General features: G+C 33.8%; 22 protein-coding genes, 3 tRNA genes, 1 pseudogene and 1 other annotated feature. Of the genes and pseudogenes, 20 read left to right on the plus strand and 6 right to left on the minus strand.

Going from position 1 to position 21,339, the window contains the following annotated elements; genetic code table 11:
- Nucleotides 1-283: 283 nt before the first annotated feature.
- Both ADJ83_RS10020 and ADJ83_RS10025 read right to left on the minus strand, forming a co-directional pair.
- Nucleotides 284-1,138, minus strand: a complete 855-nt coding sequence (locus ADJ83_RS10020) for a hypothetical protein (RefSeq protein WP_031534761.1) — start codon at nucleotides 1,136-1,138, stop codon at nucleotides 284-286.
- Nucleotides 1,139-1,219: 81 nt separating this feature from the next.
- Nucleotides 1,220-1,678, minus strand: coding sequence for a hypothetical protein (locus ADJ83_RS10025; RefSeq protein ID WP_152910813.1), 459 nt, complete (start codon nucleotides 1,676-1,678; stop codon nucleotides 1,220-1,222).
- A gap of 709 nt (nucleotides 1,679-2,387) precedes the next feature.
- On the opposite strand from ADJ83_RS10025, the pseudogene ADJ83_RS24830 reads away from it, so the two are divergent.
- Nucleotides 2,388-2,477 (plus strand): annotated as a pseudogene (locus ADJ83_RS24830) (DNA-binding response regulator); the annotation flags it as partial.
- A 317-nt stretch (nucleotides 2,478-2,794) separates the two neighbouring features.
- Here ADJ83_RS24830 and ADJ83_RS10030 read toward each other — a convergent pair.
- Entirely contained in the window at nucleotides 2,795-3,652 is an 858-nt protein-coding gene (locus ADJ83_RS10030) for a manganese catalase family protein (RefSeq protein WP_048717715.1), read from the minus strand.
- Between the two features lie 196 nt (nucleotides 3,653-3,848).
- Between ADJ83_RS10030 and ADJ83_RS10035 the strand changes: the two genes are divergently transcribed.
- The 8 genes from ADJ83_RS10035 (at nucleotide 3,849) to ADJ83_RS10070 (ending at nucleotide 9,353) form a co-directional block, all read left to right on the plus strand.
- Complete coding sequence (locus tag ADJ83_RS10035; RefSeq protein ID WP_031534755.1) at nucleotides 3,849-4,307, plus strand: MarR family winged helix-turn-helix transcriptional regulator; 459 nt, start codon at nucleotides 3,849-3,851, stop codon at nucleotides 4,305-4,307.
- 9 nt (nucleotides 4,308-4,316) lie between these two features.
- Nucleotides 4,317-5,114 (plus strand): glutamate racemase, encoded by a 798-nt coding sequence (gene racE, locus ADJ83_RS10040; protein WP_031534753.1) that lies wholly within the window; start codon nucleotides 4,317-4,319, stop codon nucleotides 5,112-5,114.
- 164 nt (nucleotides 5,115-5,278) lie between these two features.
- Nucleotides 5,279-6,346, plus strand: coding sequence for a GerMN domain-containing protein (locus ADJ83_RS10045; RefSeq protein WP_031534752.1), 1,068 nt, complete (start codon nucleotides 5,279-5,281; stop codon nucleotides 6,344-6,346).
- A gap of 268 nt (nucleotides 6,347-6,614) precedes the next feature.
- A complete protein-coding gene (locus ADJ83_RS10050; RefSeq protein ID WP_031534750.1) occupies nucleotides 6,615-7,220 on the plus strand; it encodes an XTP/dITP diphosphatase in 606 nt (201 codons plus the stop codon).
- Between the two features lies 1 nt (nucleotide 7,221).
- A complete protein-coding gene (locus ADJ83_RS10055; protein ID WP_031534748.1) occupies nucleotides 7,222-7,731 on the plus strand; it encodes a metallophosphoesterase family protein in 510 nt (169 codons plus the stop codon).
- 130 nt (nucleotides 7,732-7,861) lie between these two features.
- A tRNA-Arg gene (locus tag ADJ83_RS10060) sits at nucleotides 7,862-7,935 on the plus strand.
- A gap of 159 nt (nucleotides 7,936-8,094) precedes the next feature.
- Nucleotides 8,095-8,171 (plus strand) — tRNA-Arg (locus ADJ83_RS10065).
- Nucleotides 8,172-8,315: 144 nt separating this feature from the next.
- Nucleotides 8,316-9,353 (plus strand): tyrosine-type recombinase/integrase, encoded by a 1,038-nt coding sequence (locus tag ADJ83_RS10070; RefSeq protein WP_031534746.1) that lies wholly within the window; start codon nucleotides 8,316-8,318, stop codon nucleotides 9,351-9,353.
- A 203-nt stretch (nucleotides 9,354-9,556) separates the two neighbouring features.
- Here the strand turns inward: ADJ83_RS10070 and ADJ83_RS10075 are convergent.
- A protein-coding gene (locus tag ADJ83_RS10075) for an IS3 family transposase (protein WP_109767442.1) occupies nucleotides 9,557-10,692 on the minus strand; the annotation gives its coding sequence in 2 pieces (ribosomal slippage) (nucleotides 9,557-10,443 and nucleotides 10,443-10,692; 1,137 coding nt in all).
- Nucleotides 10,693-10,907: 215 nt separating this feature from the next.
- On the minus strand, nucleotides 10,908-11,612 hold the full coding sequence (locus ADJ83_RS10085; protein WP_031534740.1) for a class I SAM-dependent methyltransferase: 705 nt from the start codon (nucleotides 11,610-11,612) through the stop codon (nucleotides 10,908-10,910).
- Between the two features lie 483 nt (nucleotides 11,613-12,095).
- Between ADJ83_RS10085 and ADJ83_RS10090 the strand changes: the two genes are divergently transcribed.
- The 8 genes from ADJ83_RS10090 (at nucleotide 12,096) to ADJ83_RS10125 (ending at nucleotide 16,726) form a co-directional block, all read left to right on the plus strand.
- A complete protein-coding gene (locus ADJ83_RS10090) occupies nucleotides 12,096-12,638 on the plus strand; it encodes a helix-turn-helix domain-containing protein (protein WP_031534737.1) in 543 nt (180 codons plus the stop codon).
- Nucleotides 12,639-12,661: 23 nt separating this feature from the next.
- Nucleotides 12,662-13,303, plus strand: a complete 642-nt coding sequence (locus ADJ83_RS10095; RefSeq protein WP_031534736.1) for a hypothetical protein — start codon at nucleotides 12,662-12,664, stop codon at nucleotides 13,301-13,303.
- A 16-nt stretch (nucleotides 13,304-13,319) separates the two neighbouring features.
- On the plus strand, nucleotides 13,320-13,673 hold the full coding sequence (locus ADJ83_RS10100) for a hypothetical protein (RefSeq protein WP_031534734.1): 354 nt from the start codon (nucleotides 13,320-13,322) through the stop codon (nucleotides 13,671-13,673).
- 45 nt (nucleotides 13,674-13,718) lie between these two features.
- Nucleotides 13,719-14,192 (plus strand): VanZ family protein, encoded by a 474-nt coding sequence (locus tag ADJ83_RS10105; RefSeq protein ID WP_048717716.1) that lies wholly within the window; start codon nucleotides 13,719-13,721, stop codon nucleotides 14,190-14,192.
- A gap of 80 nt (nucleotides 14,193-14,272) precedes the next feature.
- Nucleotides 14,273-14,689: a hypothetical protein gene (locus ADJ83_RS10110; protein ID WP_031534730.1), complete on the plus strand. Its 417-nt coding sequence runs from the start codon at nucleotides 14,273-14,275 to the stop codon at nucleotides 14,687-14,689.
- A gap of 411 nt (nucleotides 14,690-15,100) precedes the next feature.
- Nucleotides 15,101-15,173, plus strand: a tRNA-Arg gene (locus tag ADJ83_RS10115).
- Between the two features lie 457 nt (nucleotides 15,174-15,630).
- Nucleotides 15,631-16,110: an Lrp/AsnC family transcriptional regulator gene (locus ADJ83_RS10120; protein ID WP_031534728.1), complete on the plus strand. Its 480-nt coding sequence runs from the start codon at nucleotides 15,631-15,633 to the stop codon at nucleotides 16,108-16,110.
- Nucleotide 16,111: 1 nt separating this feature from the next.
- The gene (locus ADJ83_RS10125) at nucleotides 16,112-16,726 is read left to right on the plus strand and encodes a LysE family translocator (RefSeq protein WP_031534726.1); all 615 of its coding nucleotides are present in this window, start codon (nucleotides 16,112-16,114) and stop codon (nucleotides 16,724-16,726) included.
- A 379-nt stretch (nucleotides 16,727-17,105) separates the two neighbouring features.
- Here ADJ83_RS10125 and ADJ83_RS10130 read toward each other — a convergent pair whose 3' ends face one another.
- A complete protein-coding gene (locus ADJ83_RS10130) occupies nucleotides 17,106-17,504 on the minus strand; it encodes a general stress protein (protein WP_031534724.1) in 399 nt (132 codons plus the stop codon).
- Between the two features lie 572 nt (nucleotides 17,505-18,076).
- Here ADJ83_RS10130 and ADJ83_RS10135 point away from each other — a divergent pair.
- The 3 genes from ADJ83_RS10135 (at nucleotide 18,077) to ilvN (ending at nucleotide 21,301) form a co-directional block, all read left to right on the plus strand.
- On the plus strand, nucleotides 18,077-18,268 hold the full coding sequence (locus ADJ83_RS10135) for a YolD-like family protein (RefSeq protein ID WP_031534722.1): 192 nt from the start codon (nucleotides 18,077-18,079) through the stop codon (nucleotides 18,266-18,268).
- A 432-nt stretch (nucleotides 18,269-18,700) separates the two neighbouring features.
- Nucleotides 18,701-18,954, plus strand: a binding site (T-box leader).
- Nucleotides 18,955-19,070: 116 nt separating this feature from the next.
- A complete protein-coding gene (gene ilvB / locus ADJ83_RS10140; RefSeq protein WP_031534720.1) occupies nucleotides 19,071-20,786 on the plus strand; it encodes an acetolactate synthase large subunit in 1,716 nt (571 codons plus the stop codon).
- Nucleotides 20,783-21,301 carry an acetolactate synthase small subunit gene (gene ilvN / locus ADJ83_RS10145; RefSeq protein ID WP_031534718.1) on the plus strand — a complete coding sequence of 173 codons (519 nt, stop codon included), beginning with the start codon at nucleotides 20,783-20,785 and terminating at the stop codon, nucleotides 21,299-21,301. The genes ilvB and ilvN overlap by 4 nt, the downstream gene beginning before the upstream one ends.
- The last annotated feature ends 38 nt before the right edge of the window (nucleotides 21,302-21,339 follow it).

Below are 21,339 nucleotides of genomic sequence, written 5' to 3' on the forward strand. Positions count from 1 at the left end.
TCACAGGCTGTTGTAGAGCTTCTAAGAATGGGAGAATTAGAGCTTTAATGTAGAAAGGTGACTCGCTAAATAGACAAAACCAAACGTAATCTTTCCTTTAAAATTAAAAGAAAAGATTGGGGATGTCTTATTTGGGTCACCTTTCGAATTAGTATAAGAATGATTCAATGATTTAGTAAATATCTTAAAAAGAAAAGTAAGTCTAAATTCAAACAATGCATAATCAAACATCTGCACCTCTTGGTAAGATACTAAATGTATCATCTAGGAAGTGCTTTTTTATCTATTTTTCTTTATTTAACATTCCGTTTTCTTGTAAAATTTCCACTAGCTCGGAATAAGGGACAGTTGAAGCATAGATGGCTTGATTTAGTGGCATGAACATTTCTTTGTTATCTATACTGTATACTAGTTTTGGTCTAATAACGGCATTACCTTTAGTTTGGTTAATATTTAGATTTATAGTAAATCTGTTCTCTTTCATTTTGTATAAAACATCCTGTGAAATTCCAGTTACTATATTTATTCTAGGATTATTTATTTCTATATCTTTAATTAGGATACTTGAGTCGCTTATATTATGAAGGTTAGTTGAATATTCAAAATTATTGTTATAATTATCTGTCCAATTCTCTAACAAAGTCCCACCCTTAATTTCAAGAAAACTATTGTTTAGTTGTTCTTCTTGTATTTCAAAGTTCCACTTTCCTAAAGTTTGGTTATATTCATTTTCTTCTGTAGTAATTGTTAATCTTAAATCATCTAAATTATGTTGACCCTCTTTTTCAGGAATTAGAGTAATATCAAGAATATATTGGTCAAAGTCTTTGAATTTATTTTTAGGGGTTAGCTCTAAATCTTTTACTTCTCCAATATGAAAGTTTTCTAATTTAATATTAGAGGATTTTAGCTCTGAATCAAAATCATATACGGGAATCTGGATTTTTACTTCCTCATTTTTATTTGCAAAGATATAGCTATCCCAAAAAGAATAAATAAGTATACCTTTTACGGATGAGAAGTTAAAGTCTTCTTCTTCACTTTGGTTAGCTTTGGAATTGCTATTTTTTAAAAAAACTAAAGAAAAAGTGCATAAAATTAATAATGAAATAATTAAATATAGGATTTTTTTATTCATATTTACCTCCTAATTTTTTTCAGGGGATAGCTGTTTTATATTTATTTATATTATTTAAATTCTAAAGTTAATTATAAAATTTCATCGAGTGTCGGTAACGTTGTAATCATAACTAAAGTTATCAAACTTTTTAGGATAAACATATGCATAATCACTAGTCCAATAATGTGTAGAACCTTCATGTCTATAAGTACGCTGAGTTACCTTCCATTTATCATAACGTTTTCGATACATAATCGTCCATTCTTGGTTGCATGGTGGTTCAACTGAGTAAGTAGCGGTTTTAGTATATGATGTACTAATGGAAAAACCTACTGAAGCATCGACTGCAGACTTGCTAACTTTTAATGTACCTGTATAAGAGTTAGAAACTCCTATTCTATCTGACCATGAAAGTCTTGATGGTCCCCACCCAGATGGACCTGCTATCCAACTTCCATATACATCACTTAATTGAGATTTTGAATAAATTCTCCATTCTGTAAACATATATGCATTTGGTGTTATGCCTCCAGTTCCTGTACCAATTGAAGGAATCAATATATTAGATTGTTGACTATCTTCAATAATTATTTCAGTTAGAACATAATCTGGGTCAACGATCTCCTCGAAAGTATCATCTTCAGCAGATACAATACTTTATTTTCAAAAGAAAAGCCTAAACATAATGTTAAAAGTGTTAAGAAAAGATAACTATTTAACTTATTCAAAAAATTTCCCCCTCAATATATAGCTAGACACCATATATTTACAGTTAAACATCAAGTATCTAAATTCCTTTTTTTACAAAAAATTCGTAAAATTTTACAATAGTATATATTAGTGATTATTCTATACTTTTGTTTAGACAAATAAAATATTCATATTTCCTTATTTTTCTATTATTCTGGTGATTTAGTGAAAAAAACGGATTTAAACAAAGAGAGTTTGAAAACTTTATCAGCTTTTTAGAAAATGAAGGGTATTTAGAACGTGTTTTAAGAGTAGGAGATTATTTTTCTATTAAACCAGCAGGGATAACTACAAAGGGAACGGAATAAATAAATTCTAATATAGATTACGAAAAGGAATATCCTAAATGACAGGGTCTTATCAAGTGGGTTCAAGTTGAAAAGGATTTATATTCTAATTCTTCAGATGAGGAATAAATGAACTGTGAAATACTAATTGTTTCAAAGCCTTAATAGATCACGTTTACACACCATCATAAAGATGGATGTACTTATGTGTTTTTAGTATGCAATAGGTATATATTCCCAATGTTATGCAGAAGCTGGGCGTGAAGGGGCGTTCACAGGCTGTTGTAGAGCTTCTAAGAATGGGAGAATTAGAGCTATAATAAAGAAGATGATCTCGTATAAGCGGGGAGGAAATTCTACTCCTTTGCCGCTTATATGGGTCATCTTCTTTTTAGTTTGTTTAATTGTTGACTTTAAAATAGGAAAGCTAAGTGAGAAAAAACTATAGAATGAGAAGAATGATCATAGAAGTCAGAAAATAAACACAAATAGATCATTAGACCTATTCTTAATGAGGACTGTTTTTATTTACCTTTGTCTTTTATTTGGCTGTCATTTTACCAATAAAAACCACGAGGAATTAGTCATCCCGTGGCTTTTTATTGTTTCCTTTTATAATTAATGCTTAAACGAGTTTCTAATTTGAAACTCCATTATCTTTTAAGAAAATTGTTTGCATATTTTTGGGTGTTCCATGAATATACCCTGGAGCTTGTTCTAACTCGGGAGCTTGCCCTGTTCCAACAGGATGTTCTACATATTCAAATTGTCCCATGCCATCCATAGATGGACCTTTTGCCCATCTACCGGCTTGACTTTCAGTACCTTCAGAACAGCTTATGAATTTATAAGCAACATCAGATTTTTCGTACTGGCGATTAAAGGTACTTGGTACTACTTTGCCTTCTTTCTCTTCTAATTCTGCGATTGCGGCTAACCATTGGTTTTGATGCATGGTGTCACGTGCAATTAAGAAGGAAAGCATATCTCTTACACCTTTATCATCTGTCATTTCATATAGACGAACGACTTGGAGTCTTCCTTGTGATTCGGCATTTAGATTTGCTCTGAAGTCTGCAAGAAGATTTCCACTTGCAATGGTATAGCGAGCATTCCATGGATAGCCTGCGCTATCGTTTGGGCTAGCTCCTAAACCATTAACTATTGCATGCTGTGGATTCATTCCGCCCATAACGCTAGCAATTATTGGATCTTTGGCCGCCTGCTCTTGTTCCTCTACAGGAGCCTTGTCAAGTAATTGTGCAATCATGGTAGCTAACATTTCAACATGAGCTATTTCTTCAGTACCTATATCTAAAAGCATATCTCGATATTTTTTTTCAGCTCTGCAATTCCAACCCTGAAATAAATATTGCAACATAACCGAAATTTCTCCAAATTGGCCACCTAACACTTCCTGAAGCTTTTTTGCATAAATAGGATCTGGGTTATCTGGTTTAGCTATGTATTGCAATTCTTTCACATGAAAAAACATCCTAACACCTCCAATTATATCTTTAATATTGTGAGGGAAATCATTCTTTTTATTCTGTTAGTTTTTTCCTGTCAGGAATGGGAAAGGGTAACACATTTACGATTTAATAATTGTAGATTATAATTGTAAATAAAGAAGATATGAAATTTGTCGGAAATTAATTATATTTGTATATTTATAAGTAGGAGTTGGAATCATGATGACTGAAGAGAAAAACGCAAAGGAATACTTAGAGAATATAGCTACAATCGAAAAGGATATGCGATACATATCTGGTATCATCAAACAAAAGGGGAGAGAAATATTAAGTAATTATACAATGACTCCTCCTCAATTTGTCGCCCTGCAATGGCTATTTGAAGAGGGGGATATGACGATAGGAGAATTGTCGAATAAAATGTTCCTAGCCTTTAGCACAACAACTGATTTAGTTGATCGTATGGAAAAGAATAAATTAGTACTAAGAGTGAAGGATCCGAATGATCGACGTGTCGTTCGTATTCATATGCTGGAAGAAGGGAAGAGGCTAATTGACGAAGTAATCAAAAAGCGTCAAGGCTATCTTCAAGAGGTACTGAATGACTATACGACTGATGATATCGAAGAATTAAAGAAAAATTTCATGCGTTTACATCAAGTAATGCGAGAAAAATGAGGCGGTTTTTTGGAAAGAGCAATAGGGGTTATAGATTCTGGAGTTGGTGGATTAACGGTAGCAAAGGAAATTATACGCCAGCTTCCTTTTGAGAACATCGTATACTTAGGAGATACGGCAAGATGTCCATATGGACCAAGAACCGGAGAAGAAGTGAAAAAATTCACTTGGGAAATGACTAGGTTCTTGTTAGAGAAAAATATAAAAATGCTTGTCATTGCCTGTAATACTGCTACTGCTGTAGCATTGGAAGAGATTCGAGCACAACTATCTATTCCAGTAATTGGAGTAATCGTTCCAGGGGCACGAACAGCATTAAAGGTAACAAATAATAATTATATCGGTATGATTGGAACAATTGGTACTGTTCGAAGTCGAGCGTATGAAAAAGCACTAAAGAAGATTAATAATAGAGTAAGAACAGTTAGTTTAGCATGCCCAAAATTTGTTCCTTTGGTAGAGAGCGGAGAATATGATGGTCCGGTAGCAAGGAAAATCGTGAAAGAAACGCTGTGGCCGTTAAAGAACAAAGAGATTGATACATTAATACTTGGCTGCACCCATTATCCTTTGTTGGCAAAAGTAATTCGAGAAGAGATGGGGAATAAGGTAAAGGTGATTAGTTCTGGAGCAGAAACGGCACGAGAAGTTAGTACCATTTTAAATCATAATGACCAACTTGCTTCAGGAGAAAATGAAGTAGAACATCATTTTTATACTACTGGGTCGAAGGATATTTTTGCGAGGATAGCTTCAAACTGGCTTAATCAAAAAATAGATTCTGTTGAAACAATTAAGCTGACATAATCAATTAAGACTGTCTTATCGGTATATTTCCTATTATTATTTGGTAAATGATAGTTGATAAAAACCGAAAGACAGTCTTTTTAAAAAAAAATCTCCTAAAGGCGGTCTAAAAATAATATAGGCTCGTATATATATTAGTACAAACTGTCTTAGGAGTGATGAAGATGTCTAAGAATAACAAATTGACCATAGTTTCAGCGGTTATCATATCATCTGTGTTGATCTCTGGTTGTAGCTTATTGGGAGATAAAGAAAACGTAGACCCACCTCAATCTACAACTTATGAGGATGATGCAGTTAAGGAAAATGCTGACCAAGAAACAACAGGTGAAGTTGCAGCAGAGGATACAATGCCTATTGAATTATATTTAATGGATAAATACGGTTATGTTGTCCCTCAAACATTAAACTTGCCAAAAACAAACTCGATTGCACAAGAAAGCCTTGAATATTTAGTTACGGGTGGAAAGGTAACGGAAATGCTGCCAAATGATTTTCAGGCAGTTATTCCCCAAGATACAAAAATCAGTATAAATGTCGATGATGATAAAGTGGCTACTGTTGATTTTTCAAATGAGTTTAAAGAGTATGAGGCAAAAGATGAAGAGAAAATCTTACAATCTATCACATGGACGTTGACACAGTTTGATTCCATTGATTCTGTAAAGCTATCTCTAAACGGTCATGCATTGACAGAAATGCCCGTAAATAAAACACCGATTCAAGGTGCTTTGACAAGAGCAGATGGCATAAATGTTAATACAGATGACGTGACAGATATAACAAATACAAAGCCGTTGACTGTTTATTATATTGGCGGAGATTTAGAGTCTTACTATTATGTTCCAGTAACAAAGCGTGTCAGCAATGGGGAAGAAAATAATGTAGAAGCAGCAGTTGGGGAGCTAATAGAAGGACCAGGTATGAGTGCATCACCATCCTTAACGAGCTTATTACCTGAGGATGTTAAGCTATTAGACGATCCGGTAGTAGAGGATGGAAAGGTTACGTTGAATTTCAATGAAAATATTTATTCAAGCGGACTAGATGGAGAAGAAAAGGTAGTCGCTGATGAGATATTAAATTCCTTAGTACTTTCTTTAACAGAACAAGAAGGCATTGAAAGTGTTGCTATTACGGTTAATGGAGAGGCTGATTTAGTAAATGCAGAGGGTGAAAGCTTAACTAAACCAGTAACTCGTCCAGAAAATGTGAATACAGGTAGTTTTTAAGATTAGTTTAAGAGGCGAAAGAAGCTTGGGATACTCCTAGGCTTCTTTTTATTTAGTACAGAAAAAATAATAAATCTATTACCTCACCACTACCCTTTATGTTTAATGATTGGAAAAAACTTCACAAAACCTCCTTTTGAATTAAGGAAGAAAGGGTATATACTGTGTATATAGACGTATTTTTTTTAGCGTAGTAAACTGAAGAATATAGTTTGTTTTATGTTAAAGTAAAGGAAATGACATTTTTGGTTAATTAAGGAGAATTATGATGAAAGAGATTATAATTGCAACAAAGAATACAGGTAAGGCGAAGGAATTTGTTCAAATGTTTTCGCCACTTGGCTATGAAGTAAAAACACTTATAGACTTTCCAGATGTGCCGGATGTAGAGGAAACGGGAAGTACATTTGAAGAAAACGCCCTTCTCAAAGCAGAAACCATTTCTAAACTACTAAATCGTGTCGTTATTTCTGATGATTCTGGTCTTGTGGTAGATGCTTTAAAGGGTAGACCAGGAGTATACTCAGCTCGATATGCTGGAGAACAAAAAAACGATCAAGACAATATGGATAAAGTTTTACGTGAATTAGAGGGAATTCCAACAGAAGAGAGAACAGCTCGCTTCTGTTGTACATTAGCGGTTGCTATTCCAAATGAAGCCTCTCTAACATTTACTGGCACCTGTGAAGGGGTTATATTGGAGGAAAGAAGAGGAGAATATGGATTTGGTTATGATCCGATCTTTTATGTAGTAGAGGAGAAAAAGGCGATGGCTGAATTGCCTCCAAAAGTAAAAAATAATATTAGTCACCGTGCAAATGCATTGAAAAAACTAAAAGAACAGTTACCTGCTGTTTTTAAGGAAGGGAACTAGGATGAAGGTTTTGATTGTTAGTGACAGTCATGGTTTGGTATCCGAATTAGGTGTTTTAAAGAAAAGACATGGAAAAGAAGTAGACTTATTTCTACATTGTGGCGATTCAGAATTAGCTGCAAGCGAAGATGTGATGGAGGGCTATATTACCGTTCAAGGTAACTGTGATTATGAGGACAAATATCCAACCGAAACAATTCAAGAAATCGCTGGAAAAAAGATTTTTTTAACGCATGGGCACCTATATGGTGTAAAGTCTTCTCTTAATAGCCTATTGTATAAAGCAAAGGAAGTACAGGCAGACATCGCTTGCTTTGGTCATTCTCATTATTTAGGGATGGAAGTAGTTGATGATGTTTTATTCATCAATCCTGGTAGTTTGCGTCTGCCTAGGGGAAGAATGGAACAAACATATGTGATTTTAACGATTGAGCGTGATCGGTTAGAGACTGAGGTCTATGATTTTCATAAAGGTTTACTTCCAGAATTAAAGAATGATTTTTCTCTTTAGTATGATTTTTCCTAATGAGGAGAAAAAAATTCCTCATTAGGAAAAAAACTTTAATTAACTATTGACTTTGTTTTTCTATAGTCATATAATAATTATTGTCCTCATTAGGACTAAAGCAAATACATAACATGTCCCAGTAGCTCAGCTGGATAGAGCAACGGCCTTCTAAGCCGTCGGTCGGGAGTTCGAATCTCTCCTGGGACGTATTTTTATAAACTTAAATTATTTTAAGTATATTTTAATAGATTATTTTCAACTTAGTAACACTTAAATTATAGGTATTATAAAGAAAGACTATGATTTTTTAAAAGGTTATGATACAATACTTTAGGTAACTGTTTCGAAAATAATCAAATAAACCATGTCCCAGTAGCTCAGCTGGATAGAGCAACGGCCTTCTAAGCCGTCGGTCGGGAGTTCGAATCTCTCCTGGGACGCCATTACATAACAGTTTAACCCTTGATATGACAGGGGTTTTGACAGATAAGGGATGCTAACACAGATTATAACACTGTGGGAGCATCTCTTTTTTTATCCCTACAATTTTCTATTGCCTCCAAGTTAATTTTACTGGAGGAGATAGCATGACAAAGAAAAAAGGTATTTTTGATGTAGGAGCAGATATTAACCTGTTTAAGCAGGGCATTGGATCAGGAGTAGAGACTAAGCTCTCTGGACAGTCTAAGTACTCAGGGACATCCTCAGCTCATACAACAGTAGCTGTAACAGTAGCTGTAAAGGAAGAAGGCAGAGATTTAGACAGTGTTATTGAAATTATCATTCAGCAAATGAAAGTTAGTGGATACAGAGAAAGAACTATTACTGACTATTTAAACTACATGGTACAGTTTAGGAAAGCCACAAATGTAAAATATCTTGAGCAAATAACAACAGATACTATATACTCATGGCTCAATTCAATGGATGTATCCAATCAGACTAAACTGACTAGGCTAAAATGCCTCAAGGCTATTCTAGGCAAGTGTTTTAATAATGGATGGGTACAATCAAAGTTTTGGAATGGCATTAACATTAAAGTTGATAAACAGGTCAAGAAAGGTGTTAAGAAAGATGATGTAATGGTTTTACTCTCTTTGTTAGACTTGAATACCTTTATAGGTTTGAGGGATGCTGTGGCAGTTCTCACTCTGTATAGGACAGGAGTTAGGATAAATACATTAGGTCAGCTCCAAGAGAAACATATTGATTTTGAGAATAAGCTATTATGTATGGATGGCACAATACTAAAAAACCACAAGCTGTTAAAGTTACCTCTTGATGATGAGTTAATACACTTGCTAAAGATTTTAATCATGCAGAATGACAAGATAAGGCAGTATTATGGTCAGAAGAATTCTTATCTGTTTATAAGCTACAAAGGTACATCATTAGATACAAAGTCAACTAATAATGCCATTTCTAAGCAGCTCCACAAATATTCTAAAAGATATGGCTTAAATAACATTAATCCTCATGCTCTTAGAAGGGGATATGCAAAGAGCTTATTAGATAACGGAGCTAATCTTGCACTAATATCAAAGGCTCTTGGACATTCTAACTTAGCAGTTACTACTCAGCATCTTGATTTAGATGTTGAGGAAGTTGTGGTATGTCAACACTAAACTGAACAAATATTTAATGGAACATAAACTTGTTTGTGGTGTTCTAAGTTCTAGCACTTTATTGGAAGCTAGTGCTTACTTTTTGTCACTTGACTTTGAGCCTCTACGGGCAAGATTTTGAGCCAGGAAGCCAGATGTACAATAAATCTGGCTCAGCTATCTAGGCTATCCTGCCCGCCTCTCCAAGTAAAGTGCACGTTCCTCTACGAAATAGCGCATGTTCCTGCCTGGTCCCTATTCTTGTATTCCTTAGGTGTTAAATAGTCTAAGGATCCATGAATTCGAATATTATTAAACCAATTTACGTAATCAAAGAGCTCCAGATCAAGCTCTCGTTGACTTGAAAAGACCATACTACTTACAAATTCTGTTTTAATCGTTTTGAATGTTGCTTCGGCCACTGCATTGTCATACGGTGTACCTTTTTCACTTAAGGATCTTTCAATACCAAATGTCTCTAGCGCTTCATCAATAAGTTTATTTTTAAATTCACTTCCTCGGTCTGTGTGGAAAAGTTCGAGACGATTTAGATTGTATTTAACTGTCGCAAAGGCACGTTGAACTAAGGCTGCGTCCTTATGAGGACCAGCACTGTGACCAATTATTTCTCGATTATATAAATCTACTAATACACAAATATAGTGCCATTTTTGTTGTACACGAACATATGTTAAATCACTCACAATAACCTTTAATTCTTCTTCTTGATCAAATTCTCGATTCAAGGTATTTCCAATTTCAGACTCATTTACAGTAGTTTTCTTTGGTTTAAATTGAGCAATTGTGTACTTGGAGACAAGTCCTTGTTCTTTCATTATTTGCCCAATACGGCGACGTGAAACTTGCCAGCCTTTCTTAGATAGCTCCTTCTTTATCTTTCGCTGACCATATACACTTCTGTTCTTCTTAAAGATATCTATAATCAGTTCTGTTAATTCTTCTTTTTCTTGGTCATCACGGATTTTGGCTTCATAGTAGTACGTACTTCTTGGAAGTTGTAGGACGGCGCACATTGCTGATACAGAGTATTTGTGACTGTTATTACGAATCACATCTACTTTCGTCCCATGATCAGCGCGGCTTGCTTTAAAATATCATTCTCCATTGCAAGTCTTTGATTTTCTTTGCGGAGTCTGATTAACTCCTCTTGTTCTGGAGTTCTGTTGTCTTTCTCTTCAAAAGATCCAGTTGTTTTATGTTGACTAACCCACTTATCAAAGGCAGAAGGCGTCAGCTCATATTCTTTGATAAGTTCATTTCTAGGTTTTCCTGAAAGGTGCAGCTGGACGATTTGTTCTTTAAACTCTTTCGAAAATGTTCTTCTTTCTCTTTTGGTCATAATTGACTCTCCTCCGACATTTATTGAATCAAGTTTATATGACCTTAACGAATCTGTCCAACTAAGTGTAACCTATCCAGTTGTAGATAATTTAAGGGAATACCTATAAGAGAATTACTCCTGCTACATCTGAGGCAGGAGTTTTCTTTTTAAAAAAATTCAATAAAAAAAACAGAGCATTTAGCCCTGTCAGTTTGTGCAAATACATATAGATATTATTTTTGAAATAAAGCTGTAGTTAACCCTTTAACTCCAAATAAATTATTTGGTTGCTCTATCTCAAGCATTTTTCTTATTTCAATTTCTTTAAAATCCTTGAAGATTTCTCTTAACTTTTCCTCTGAATAGCCTAGACCACCTTTTAAACTCATCATCCTGTAAACATCCCAATCTGATATTTCTGCTCCACCAAGTTCTCCACCTGGAATAAAGCAAGTGAGAGCAAAGAAACCATTTGGCTTTAATGCCTTCTTAACTAAATTTATGTAACTCATTCTTCTGTGTGGAGCAATATGATGAAAGCACCCTGAATCATAAACAATATCATATTGACCTTCTGTTATTTCTAATTCAAATATGTTTTTATTTATAAAATTAACATTTGTATTTTTTTCAGTGGCTCTTTCTTTTGCCCATTGAATTGACTCTTGAGAAAGATCTACTGCATCAACACTGCAACCCCTTTCTGCAAAATAAATGGCATTCCTACCAGGTCCACAACCTAATTCAAGTACTCTTCCTGGCATAAAAAGTTTATTTTCAAAATAACTAACTAAATTTTCATCAGGATAGTTTACAAAAAAAGGTATCCCCCTATCTCTTTCAGAATAAAAGTTATCCCAGTTGAACTTTGACTGCTCTTTTAGCAAATGATCTAACATCACTAATATATCTTTGTGTTCACCAATTACTTCTTTCAAAGATTATCCCCTCTTTCTAACATGTTAGCTTGCTATCTAACTATACCAAATTTTACAAATGTTAATGTTAAGAGAAGATTAAGAAAATATTATTTCATACCAAAAATTATACTTAAAGTCATTTAGTATATGCCCTTTAAGAGCTTTGTGAGCCACTGAATTCTCATACAATATATTACTGAATGGTAACCTACCTCTTTTATTAAAAATCAAAAATAAACCACTTTAAATGTGTTTGAGGAAGTGGTTATAAAATAGAAACTGCATTAATACATTACAAATGTTACATTAAGGTTACAAAACGCAGTGGAATAACTTGTTATTTGGTGCTTATTTCCATACAAGGTATTTTTTATTGTGGATATTTTTCAAGCACTTCTCCCCCTGCTCCATACCCCCTAATCCCCCCTGTACCCCCCTTTGGGCTTTCAGTCTCTAAATAGACTCTACCTTAATTAGACAATATTACTAGGAGGTAAGTAAATGAATGTAGTGAATGAAAAAAACTCAAAACATATTCCTAGAGATACCATACAACAAGGAAAGACTCTGCTGAGTGAAAGGCTTTCTAATACTGATATAGAACAAGAGCCTTTTGTTCATCTGTCAGTAAAAGAATCTTACAATTTTACTACTGATGAAATTGATAAAAAAGTTTATCTATCATTAGACAAAGATTTTATTGCTCAAGGGGGACTGTCCAAACTTCATCCATCAGCATTAAAAGTATTACTTGTTATTGCATCTCATACTGATAAGGATGGTTATGCTTGGATTTCACAGGAGAGCATTGGAAATCTAGTAGGACTTTCAAGACAGCAAGTAGGTGTTGTAGTTCATAAGTTTTTGTTAAGCAATGTTTATCTAAATAAAAAGCTCTTGGAGGCTATAAAGCTAAGGAAAAAAGATGGTCAGGAATTTTATCTTTATCATCCAATCAACTGCTATCTGGATTATGAGGTGTACTCAGGAGAAGATGAGCTTTCTAGGGAGTATCAGGAATTAGATGCAATTGAAATTGACTAATAAATTATTTGGGGGAATTTAAAATGAGAACAGAGATTAATAAACAAATTGTAAAAAATAATATGGCTGCTAAACTTGATGAGCTAAAAACTTCAAGACAGGCAATAGAGACATATTTAGAGGAGATAGAGGAGCAGGAGAAAAAGGACAATGAATATATAAAATCATTAAAAGATAGATTGACTGAGGCTGAGGAGGCAAAAGCAACTGCCACTGATAAAGTAACTGTCAAAAAAGCAATCATCACAATTACAGAGCTAACTCAAGAGATTACATTAGAGGAGGCATCTGTTGTAGCAATGGCTAACAAGTCTAATCAGGAACTGAGTAATGTAGTAGAAACTTTCTTTGATAAGTATGTTCAGGCTAGGCAGATATTTAATAACTTAAAATATGTTTTCATAGCTGAGACAAGCCCTAAATCAATAGAGGCAGATATAGCTGAGTTAAAAGAAATTATGATGAGTATCAATGGTTCTTTTGCAATGGTAAAAAGTATCATGACTGATAGGAAATTAGTTTCTACAGCAGATAGGTTCTTTAATGCTCCATCAGGAAAGAGAGTTCATCTAAGTCAGATGGGATTAGAAATTCACAAGCTAGAGCATTTAAGGCAAGACATAATGCCTCTTTTAAGAGATTTGAAAAATGAGGGGTTACTCTAAAGGAGGAGAAAGTCAAATGAGTATTCATTATCTGTTTAATACTTGGAGAGTCTCAGAGAATCAAGCTCCTGTATTTAGTAAGAAGTCTTATAACCTCCTGAGAATTAATTCAGAAAGCAAGGGTTACACAGGAGAAATACTAGGAGCTATTTTGTTTCTCCATTATGTCAAAGGTCTCACAGTTTCTGAAATTAGAAAAACTCCAATAGGCTATACTATCCCTTCTGTCCAAATAAAGAGCATATTAAAAGGATCATTTAATCCAAAGGCATATAATTTGTTTATGGATATGCTTAACACTGAACCTGATATGTTGGACAATTTATTGAACAAGGATAAAAAATCAATACTTAACTCAGCAATTGAATAAATACTAGGTCTTGGACATATACCTCTCTTTAGGGAGGTGTGTGTCTTGAAGCTTGTTAGCAATAAATACATTATTATTCTTTTTTGTTTTTACATTGCCTTAGTCTTGAAATTTAGTTTTATTGGTGTTGGTGTTTCTTTTCCAGAAAGGCTTTTAGGAAAATATGATGATGTATCACACAATTTAATCCCTTTTGAAACCATAGGGACTTATTTAACCAATTTTCATCATTATAATTTTAATACTTGGTTTTATAATACTTTTGGCAATGTTTTATTGTTTATGCCTTTAGGAATTCTACTTCCACTTATCTTTACTAAGATAGAGGGTATTAAACAGTTAATCCTAGCATCTTTTATTGGTATCCTGACAATAGAGATTGTTCAATATTTTACTTTGTTAGGTGTCTTTGATATTGATGATATTATTCTAAATCTATTTGGTGTTGTTATAGGCTTTTGCATTTTAAGTCAATATATAAAATTTAGAAAAAGGATCATCATACACAAGTTTAGATAGACAGTTGTTTATTTGTAGGGCAGATGTAAAACTTCTCATATTTTTCTAAGTTAAAGACAGAATAATTTAGAGGTGAAAATATGAGAAAAATACTCTTGCTCTTTATTTTATTTATTTTTATGTTTCCAACAGTATCCTTAGGGGACATACTGGGTTCAGAATGCCCTAAACCTGAAAATCTTGTGATGACTACTGATAAAGATAAAGATGAACTAGTAAAAGCCTTGAATGAAATTATTCCTAAAGTATATGGTAAAGGTTTTGAACATAAAGAATGGGAAATTGAAATTATTGAACCTATGCCAAGTCTTACAGGTTTTGAGGAGAATTATTACAAAATGGCAATACACTTTTGTGGGAAAGAAGTAGCAGATCATTCATGGTTTGTTAGGTTAAGGTTTCCAAGACTACTTCCTGCTCAAAGTGCATCATTAGGGGAGCTTTATATTGTAAAAGATAAAAACAATAAATGGTTTGCATGGTTTCAATATCATTAATAAAATAATGAAACAGGAGAGGCAACTTAATACCTCTCCTTTTATATTCCTAAAATTTAAATGTATTAATAATCTGATATGCCTTTTAACCATTTTTGTATTTTAGTAAGTCCCTTATCTTTGTGAAGGAAAAGGAGTAAGCATACTTTTTTTACTTTGACTATACCTGCTGAATGTCTAGATAACAGTTTGGAACTGTTTCAACAATAAGCTATAAATTTGCAACTTGAATTAGAAGATAAACCTTGATATTTAGTCAGGAATTGAGTTATTCTGTTGATATAAGGTAATAGAACTTTGTTAGGGAATTGTACTAATCCCTACTATAATACATTGTAGACAGACAGTGAAAATTTAGTCTGTGTTAACCTTTGATATGCCTGTTGTTTGGCTGATAAGGGACAGTATTCCTCCCAGTAGCTCAGCAGGATAGAGCATACGCCTTCTAAGCGTACGGTCGGGAGTTCGAATCTCTCCTGGGACGTCAAGGGTTCGGAAAGAGAAAGTTTGAACCATATGAAGATGCTTCAAATCCTTATTTTTAAGGGTTTGAAGCATCTTTTTTTTTGGAAGAAAAGGAAACAAATAAAAAGATAAAGGTGCTTCTTATTCACAAATTTTACAAAAGGATATATGTGTTTGAAGTAAGTAAATCCAAAGTTAACGGGAAATTTACTATCTTCCATTGATAAACCAACTAATTCTCTGTTACCTCCTCTATTCAAGCCCATTAGTGTATCTTAAATGTAGATACTATTTTGCGGAGGGTTTTTAACGTATTGGGAGTTTTTCTTTGCTTTAGGTAATTGATTAAGCCTATTTTACAAGTGAAATTTAGCAAATGGAGTACGATTTAGGCGAACGACTACTCAAATTTAATTGACTAACTTTCATAAAGTAAGTAAAATATAAAAAAACTTATAAAAAGAAGGCGTATATTGATGAATTCTTATGATTTTAAAATAATTGAATGTTTAATGGCTAATTCAAGAATTAAATGGGCGGATTTGGCAAAGGAAGTTGGGTTGTCGGCGCCAGCAACTGCTGAACGTGTTAACCGATTAATTCAGCAAGGTGTAATTAAGAATTTTAGTGTCTTATTAGACTCTGAAAAAGTAGGGAGCGAATTAACTGCATTTGTTGCAGTATCATTGGAGCATCCGAAAAATAGAGGTCCTTTTTTAGAATTAGTAAATAAATTAGAAGAAGTTCAAGAATGTCATCATATTGCAGGAGAAGATGACTATTTACTTAAAATTAGAAGTAGAAATACAAAGGATTTAGATCGTGTGATTAGTCATGAGATAAAAGGTTTAAAAGGTATCATCAGAACAAAGACAACGATTGTCATGGATACAACAAAAGAAACTTTTCGAATGCCGTTACAAAAACATAAATTTTTAATAGAGGAAGGAGAGTAAGATGCTTATTGAATTTTATATAAAGGGATTACTAATTGGTTTATCAATTGCAGCACCAGTTGGACCAATTGGCGTTTTATGTATCCGAAGAACTTTAGCACATGGAAGAATAGTGGGATTAGTTTCGGGATTAGGAGCAGCTGCTGCGGATGGAATTTATGGATTAATTGCGGGATTTGGTTTAACTGTCATTACTAATTTATTAATTGGTCATCAATTTTGGATTCAATTAATAGGTGGATTTTTTCTTTGTTATTTGGGAATAAAAACGTTGACTTCTAAGGCTAGTTTTACACAGTCAGATACTCAAAAGAAAAATAGGATAAATGCGTTCGTATCAGTTTTATTTTTGACTTTAACAAATCCAATGACCATTCTATCATTTATTGCCATTTTTGCAGGTTTAGGTATTTCAAACTCAGAAAATACTATCATTTCTTCTGTTATTTTAGTGATGGGGGTGTTCTGTGGTTCTACATTATGGTGGGTAATATTAAGTAGTAGTGTAGGATTATTTAGAAATCGAATTAGTGGCCAATCTTTAACGATTATTAATCGATTATCAGGATTAATCATTATTATTTTTGGTGGTATCACTTTATATGGATTAATGTAATGTATTATATATCTGCATTTCTAGAAGTAGTTAAAAAGTATTCCTCTGTCGTTACAAAAAGGGGGTGACAGAGAAGTAATACGACCAAAGAAAACTCCAAACAATCATAGTTTGATCGTTTGGAGTTATTATTAGTTATGGAAAAAAGGTGTTTTCGTAATATTACTCACATCCTGAAAATACGTCGTATTATGGGGCTTGCTCTTGAGTCGTCTGGCAAGATTTTGAACTTTTTTAACAGCCTCCGACGCTCACCTCTCCAAACCAATCGTTTATTTACTTTCAAATATGCTTTCCCATGAATCGAACTGGAGTCTACATGGATTCAGACTGCTTAGTTTTTTCAAAGTGGAAATAGGTTTATCTCACCATCTTTTTCTTATTCCACTTTCTTTCGTTCAACTGTGGTATGCATTGTTTGAGATGGCATGACTTCTACTTCATTATTATCGAAGTTTAGTTTATTTAGATTCTCTTGTTCTAATTCTCCCTCATTATCTAAGAGAACAATATATTTTCCTGCTTGTAATTCCTTTTCATATGGCTCAAGATCGGTGTCAGAAAAGAATGTCTTTAATCGATCTAAAAAGGATGTTGGCTCTACTTCTTCTATTCCAGTAGCAGTATCTACTTCTGTTTCTTGTTCAATTAATGCCGTTTGTTCGTTTCTTGTAATAACGGAAATATGATTGGGTGAATATCCTTTAGAGAGAAGTTCGTCTATAGCATTTACTGTTTCTTCAGGAGAATCATATATACCTACAACACTTTTTGTCATATACCTATTCCTCCTTTAAACAAATAGTTCTTGCATATTTTTTATATTCCCACTAGTCAGAGGGAATAAACAGTGGATTTTCTGTCTCAACAAAAATTCCTATTTTTGTGAATTAGCAAACTTTTTTCCCATAAAAAATAAAGAAATAGTTGTACCTTATATTAGAATAATGATAGAGAAATATCTCCTGTTAAATCCTCTATTTAATATTTTATTGGTTATCTTTTATCACAAGCAATGTAAGTATAGAGAGATTTCTATTTTAATATTCTGCTCTTTAATTTTCATTAAGACTCATCCTCATTCAAGGACAATCGCACGGGTTACGAAGGTTTGGATGATTTAACTAATACCTAACTAATGGAAGTTACACATTATTTCACCTACAAAGGTATAATTAGGAATAAAATAGCGAATAATGGAAGTAAGAAAAATAATGTTCAGAAAATCACTTGTAACACTTGAAAACGCTTACTGTTATCGTGTATAATAGGCTTAAGTAAAATAATCAAGAGATGAAACAATGTGAATAGATGAACATGACTAACATTATATAGAAGGAGACGTGCACCATGATTCTCAAAGAATTAGGAAGAAGTAGGCTAATTGTTATTAATTATTATAAGAATGGTTTTTTAGAAACATGTAAGGGACAAGTTCAGAAGCTAAATCTAATAGATCAAACCATTGATTTAAAAGATGATAAAGAAAATACGTATCAAATTCGTTTATCATGGATTCATGATATATGTGCGGTATCTTAGTTTGATTACCTAATTAATGCAATCGCTTTCTTTTTTTGCGGTTGCATTTTTTTGTCTGAAATTAAATTATATGAAACAAAATGAAAAAACAATGTAAGATTTTATTACATATTAGTTTTAAGTAAAGAATTATTTTATTATAATGAACCATATTAAGGATTTTTTTAGAATATTTTCAGCGAAAAAAGAATTTTTTAAATTTTTTAATTCATTAAAAAAGTACATGCATTCTTTATACAACAATATTGTAAACGCTTTCTAAATGCGGTTTCGTTGTTTAAATAATCAAATAATTCTCAAAAATACTGTTGACTCTTGTTTAAATTCAGCGTAAGATAACCTCAACAAATGAAAAACACAAAATGTTACATGCTAATTTAGCATAGCAAATAGACACCATGACTAACTGAATTTGTTTGACATGATTAATAGATTAATTCGATGATGAGGATAAGTAGTTTTCTATTTTGGATTCCAAAGAGAGCCGGTGGTTGGTGTGAACCGGTGAACCAATAGGAAATGAACTCACCTCAGAGTGTTAGCTTGAAAGGTAATCCTAGTAGAGCTAACCGAGTGTTTCCACTCGTTACCAAAAGAGAACGAACCGTTCAATTAAGTGCATACGCTTTTCGAAAGTGTATGAATAAGGGTGGTACCGTGGAAAGGAATGCCTTTTCACCCCTTTGATTACTAAAAAACATTAGTAATCATTGGAGGTGGGAAGGCTTTTTTCATGGAAAGAGCCCTTCTATTGATACTAATTAATTAAGTAATAGGAAAGTAATTTAGGGAGGTTATACAAATGTTACAGGAGACTGCCTTTGAAAAGACAAAGGCCCAAGTGAAACCGTTAACTGGTGCTGATCTCTTATTACAGGCTTTGGAAAAGGAAAATGTTGAATTTATTTTCGGATATCCAGGTGGAGCTGTCTTACCAATATATGATAAGATTTATGACTCTAAAATCTTTCATGTTCTGCCAAGACACGAGCAAGGAGGAATCCATGCAGCTGAAGGGTATGCGAGAATCTCTGGAAAACCAGGAGTTGTAATTGCGACATCTGGTCCTGGAGCAACTAATATTGTAACAGGACTTGCTGATGCAATGATGGATTCTCTTCCGCTGGTTGTATTTACAGGTCAGGTTGCAACAAGTGTAATTGGAACAGATGCCTTTCAAGAAGCCGACATTTTAGGGATTACGACCCCAATAACAAAATATAATTGTCAGGTTCGAAATCTTGAAGATATACCGAGAATCATAAAAGAAGCGTTCTACATTGCAACAAGTGGAAGACCAGGTCCTGTGTTAATTGATTTTCCGAAAGATATTGCGGCTACCATTTCAAGTGTTCCTGATGAAAAGGAAGTAGACCTTCCTGGCTATCAACCAACAACACAACCGAATTATTTGCAGATTCGAAAATTAACAGAAGCTGTAAGTGCAGCAAAAAAACCAGTAATCTTAGCAGGTGCAGGTGTCAATTTTGCAAAAGCTAGTGCTGAATTACTTGAATATGCAGAACAACAACAAATACCAGTCGTCCATACACTTCTTGGATTAGGAGGCTTTCCAGCTGATAACAAGTTATTTGTTGGTATGGGAGGGATGCACGGTTGTTACGCTGCCAATATGGCATTATATGAATCAGACTTATTAATTAATGTTGGGGCAAGATTTGATGATCGTTTAACTGGAAACTTAGCACATTTCGCACCGAATGCTGTTAAAGCACATATTGATATCGACCCAGCAGAGATTGGCAAGATAATTCCAACGAAAATCCCGATTGTAGCAGATGCGAAAGAAGCTTTGAGCATGTTAATTAAGCAGAAAGGTCTACATTCAGAGCATAGAGATTGGTTAGAAAAGATTGAAAATTGGAAAAATGAATATCCTTACTACTATAAGGAGTCTAATCTTCTTAAACCACAGCAAGTATTGGAGCTGCTTTTTGAAAAGACAAAAGGAGAAGCAATTGTAACAACGGACGTTGGACAGCATCAAATGTGGGCTGCACAGTACTATCAATTTAAAGAGTCCAACCGTTGGGTAACTTCTGGGGGATTAGGAACAATGGGGTTCGGGCTACCATCAAGTATTGGTGCACAATTGGCCGATCCAAAAGCGACGGTTCTAGCAATTAGCGGCGATGGAGGCTTTCAAATGTGTAGCCAGGAGCTTGCATTAATTAGGGAATTAAATTTACCAATTAAGATTATTATTTTTAATAATCAGGCGTTAGGAATGGTAAGACAGTGGCAAGAATTTTTCTATGAGTCTCGTTTTTCCCATAGTAAGGAGTCTTTCCAGCCTTCCTTTGTCGCTTTAGCAGAAGCATATGGAATAAAAGGATACCAAATATCATCTGCTAAAGAAGCTGCAAGCATTCTGGACGAAGTGTTAGCGGTAAGAGAACCTGTATTATTAGATTTCCGTATTGATCCAAACGAGAATGTATATCCAATGATAGCACCAGGAAAAGGATTACATGAAATGGTAGGGATGAAGCCATGAAAAAAATAATTAGTTTGACTGTCTTGAATAAGTCAGGTGTATTAAATCGAATCACAAATCTTTTTTCGAAAAGAAACTATAACATTGAAAGTATATCTGTAGGGCATACAGAGCATGAAGGTGTTTCTCGAATTACATGTGTTGTACATGTAGAAAGTGATGGAATTATTGAACAAATAACAAAACAGTTAAATAAGCAGATTGATATATTGAAAGTGGTTGACATCACTGACCAAGCAATTGTTGCAAGAGAGCTAGCTTTAATAAAAGTACTTGCTACACCGCAGACAAGGCATGAATTATACTCAGTAATCGAACCATTTAGGGCTTCTGTAATCGATGTAAGTAAAGAAAGTCTCGTTATCCAAATTACAGGAGAATCAACCAAAATTGAAGCTTTTATTGAACTGCTTAGACCGTATGGAATTAAAGAATTGGCCAGAACTGGCACAACTGCATTCCCACGTGGATCTCAAAAGACAGCAACTCATAAAAGTAACTATTCTATCGTTTAAATCTAATATTAAATAAATCTAAATTTTACAGACGAAAG

Origin of the sequence: Bacillus sp. 522_BSPC (genome assembly GCF_001076885.1) — a bacterium.
GTDB lineage: Bacteria > Bacillota > Bacilli > Bacillales > Cytobacillaceae > Niallia > Niallia hominis.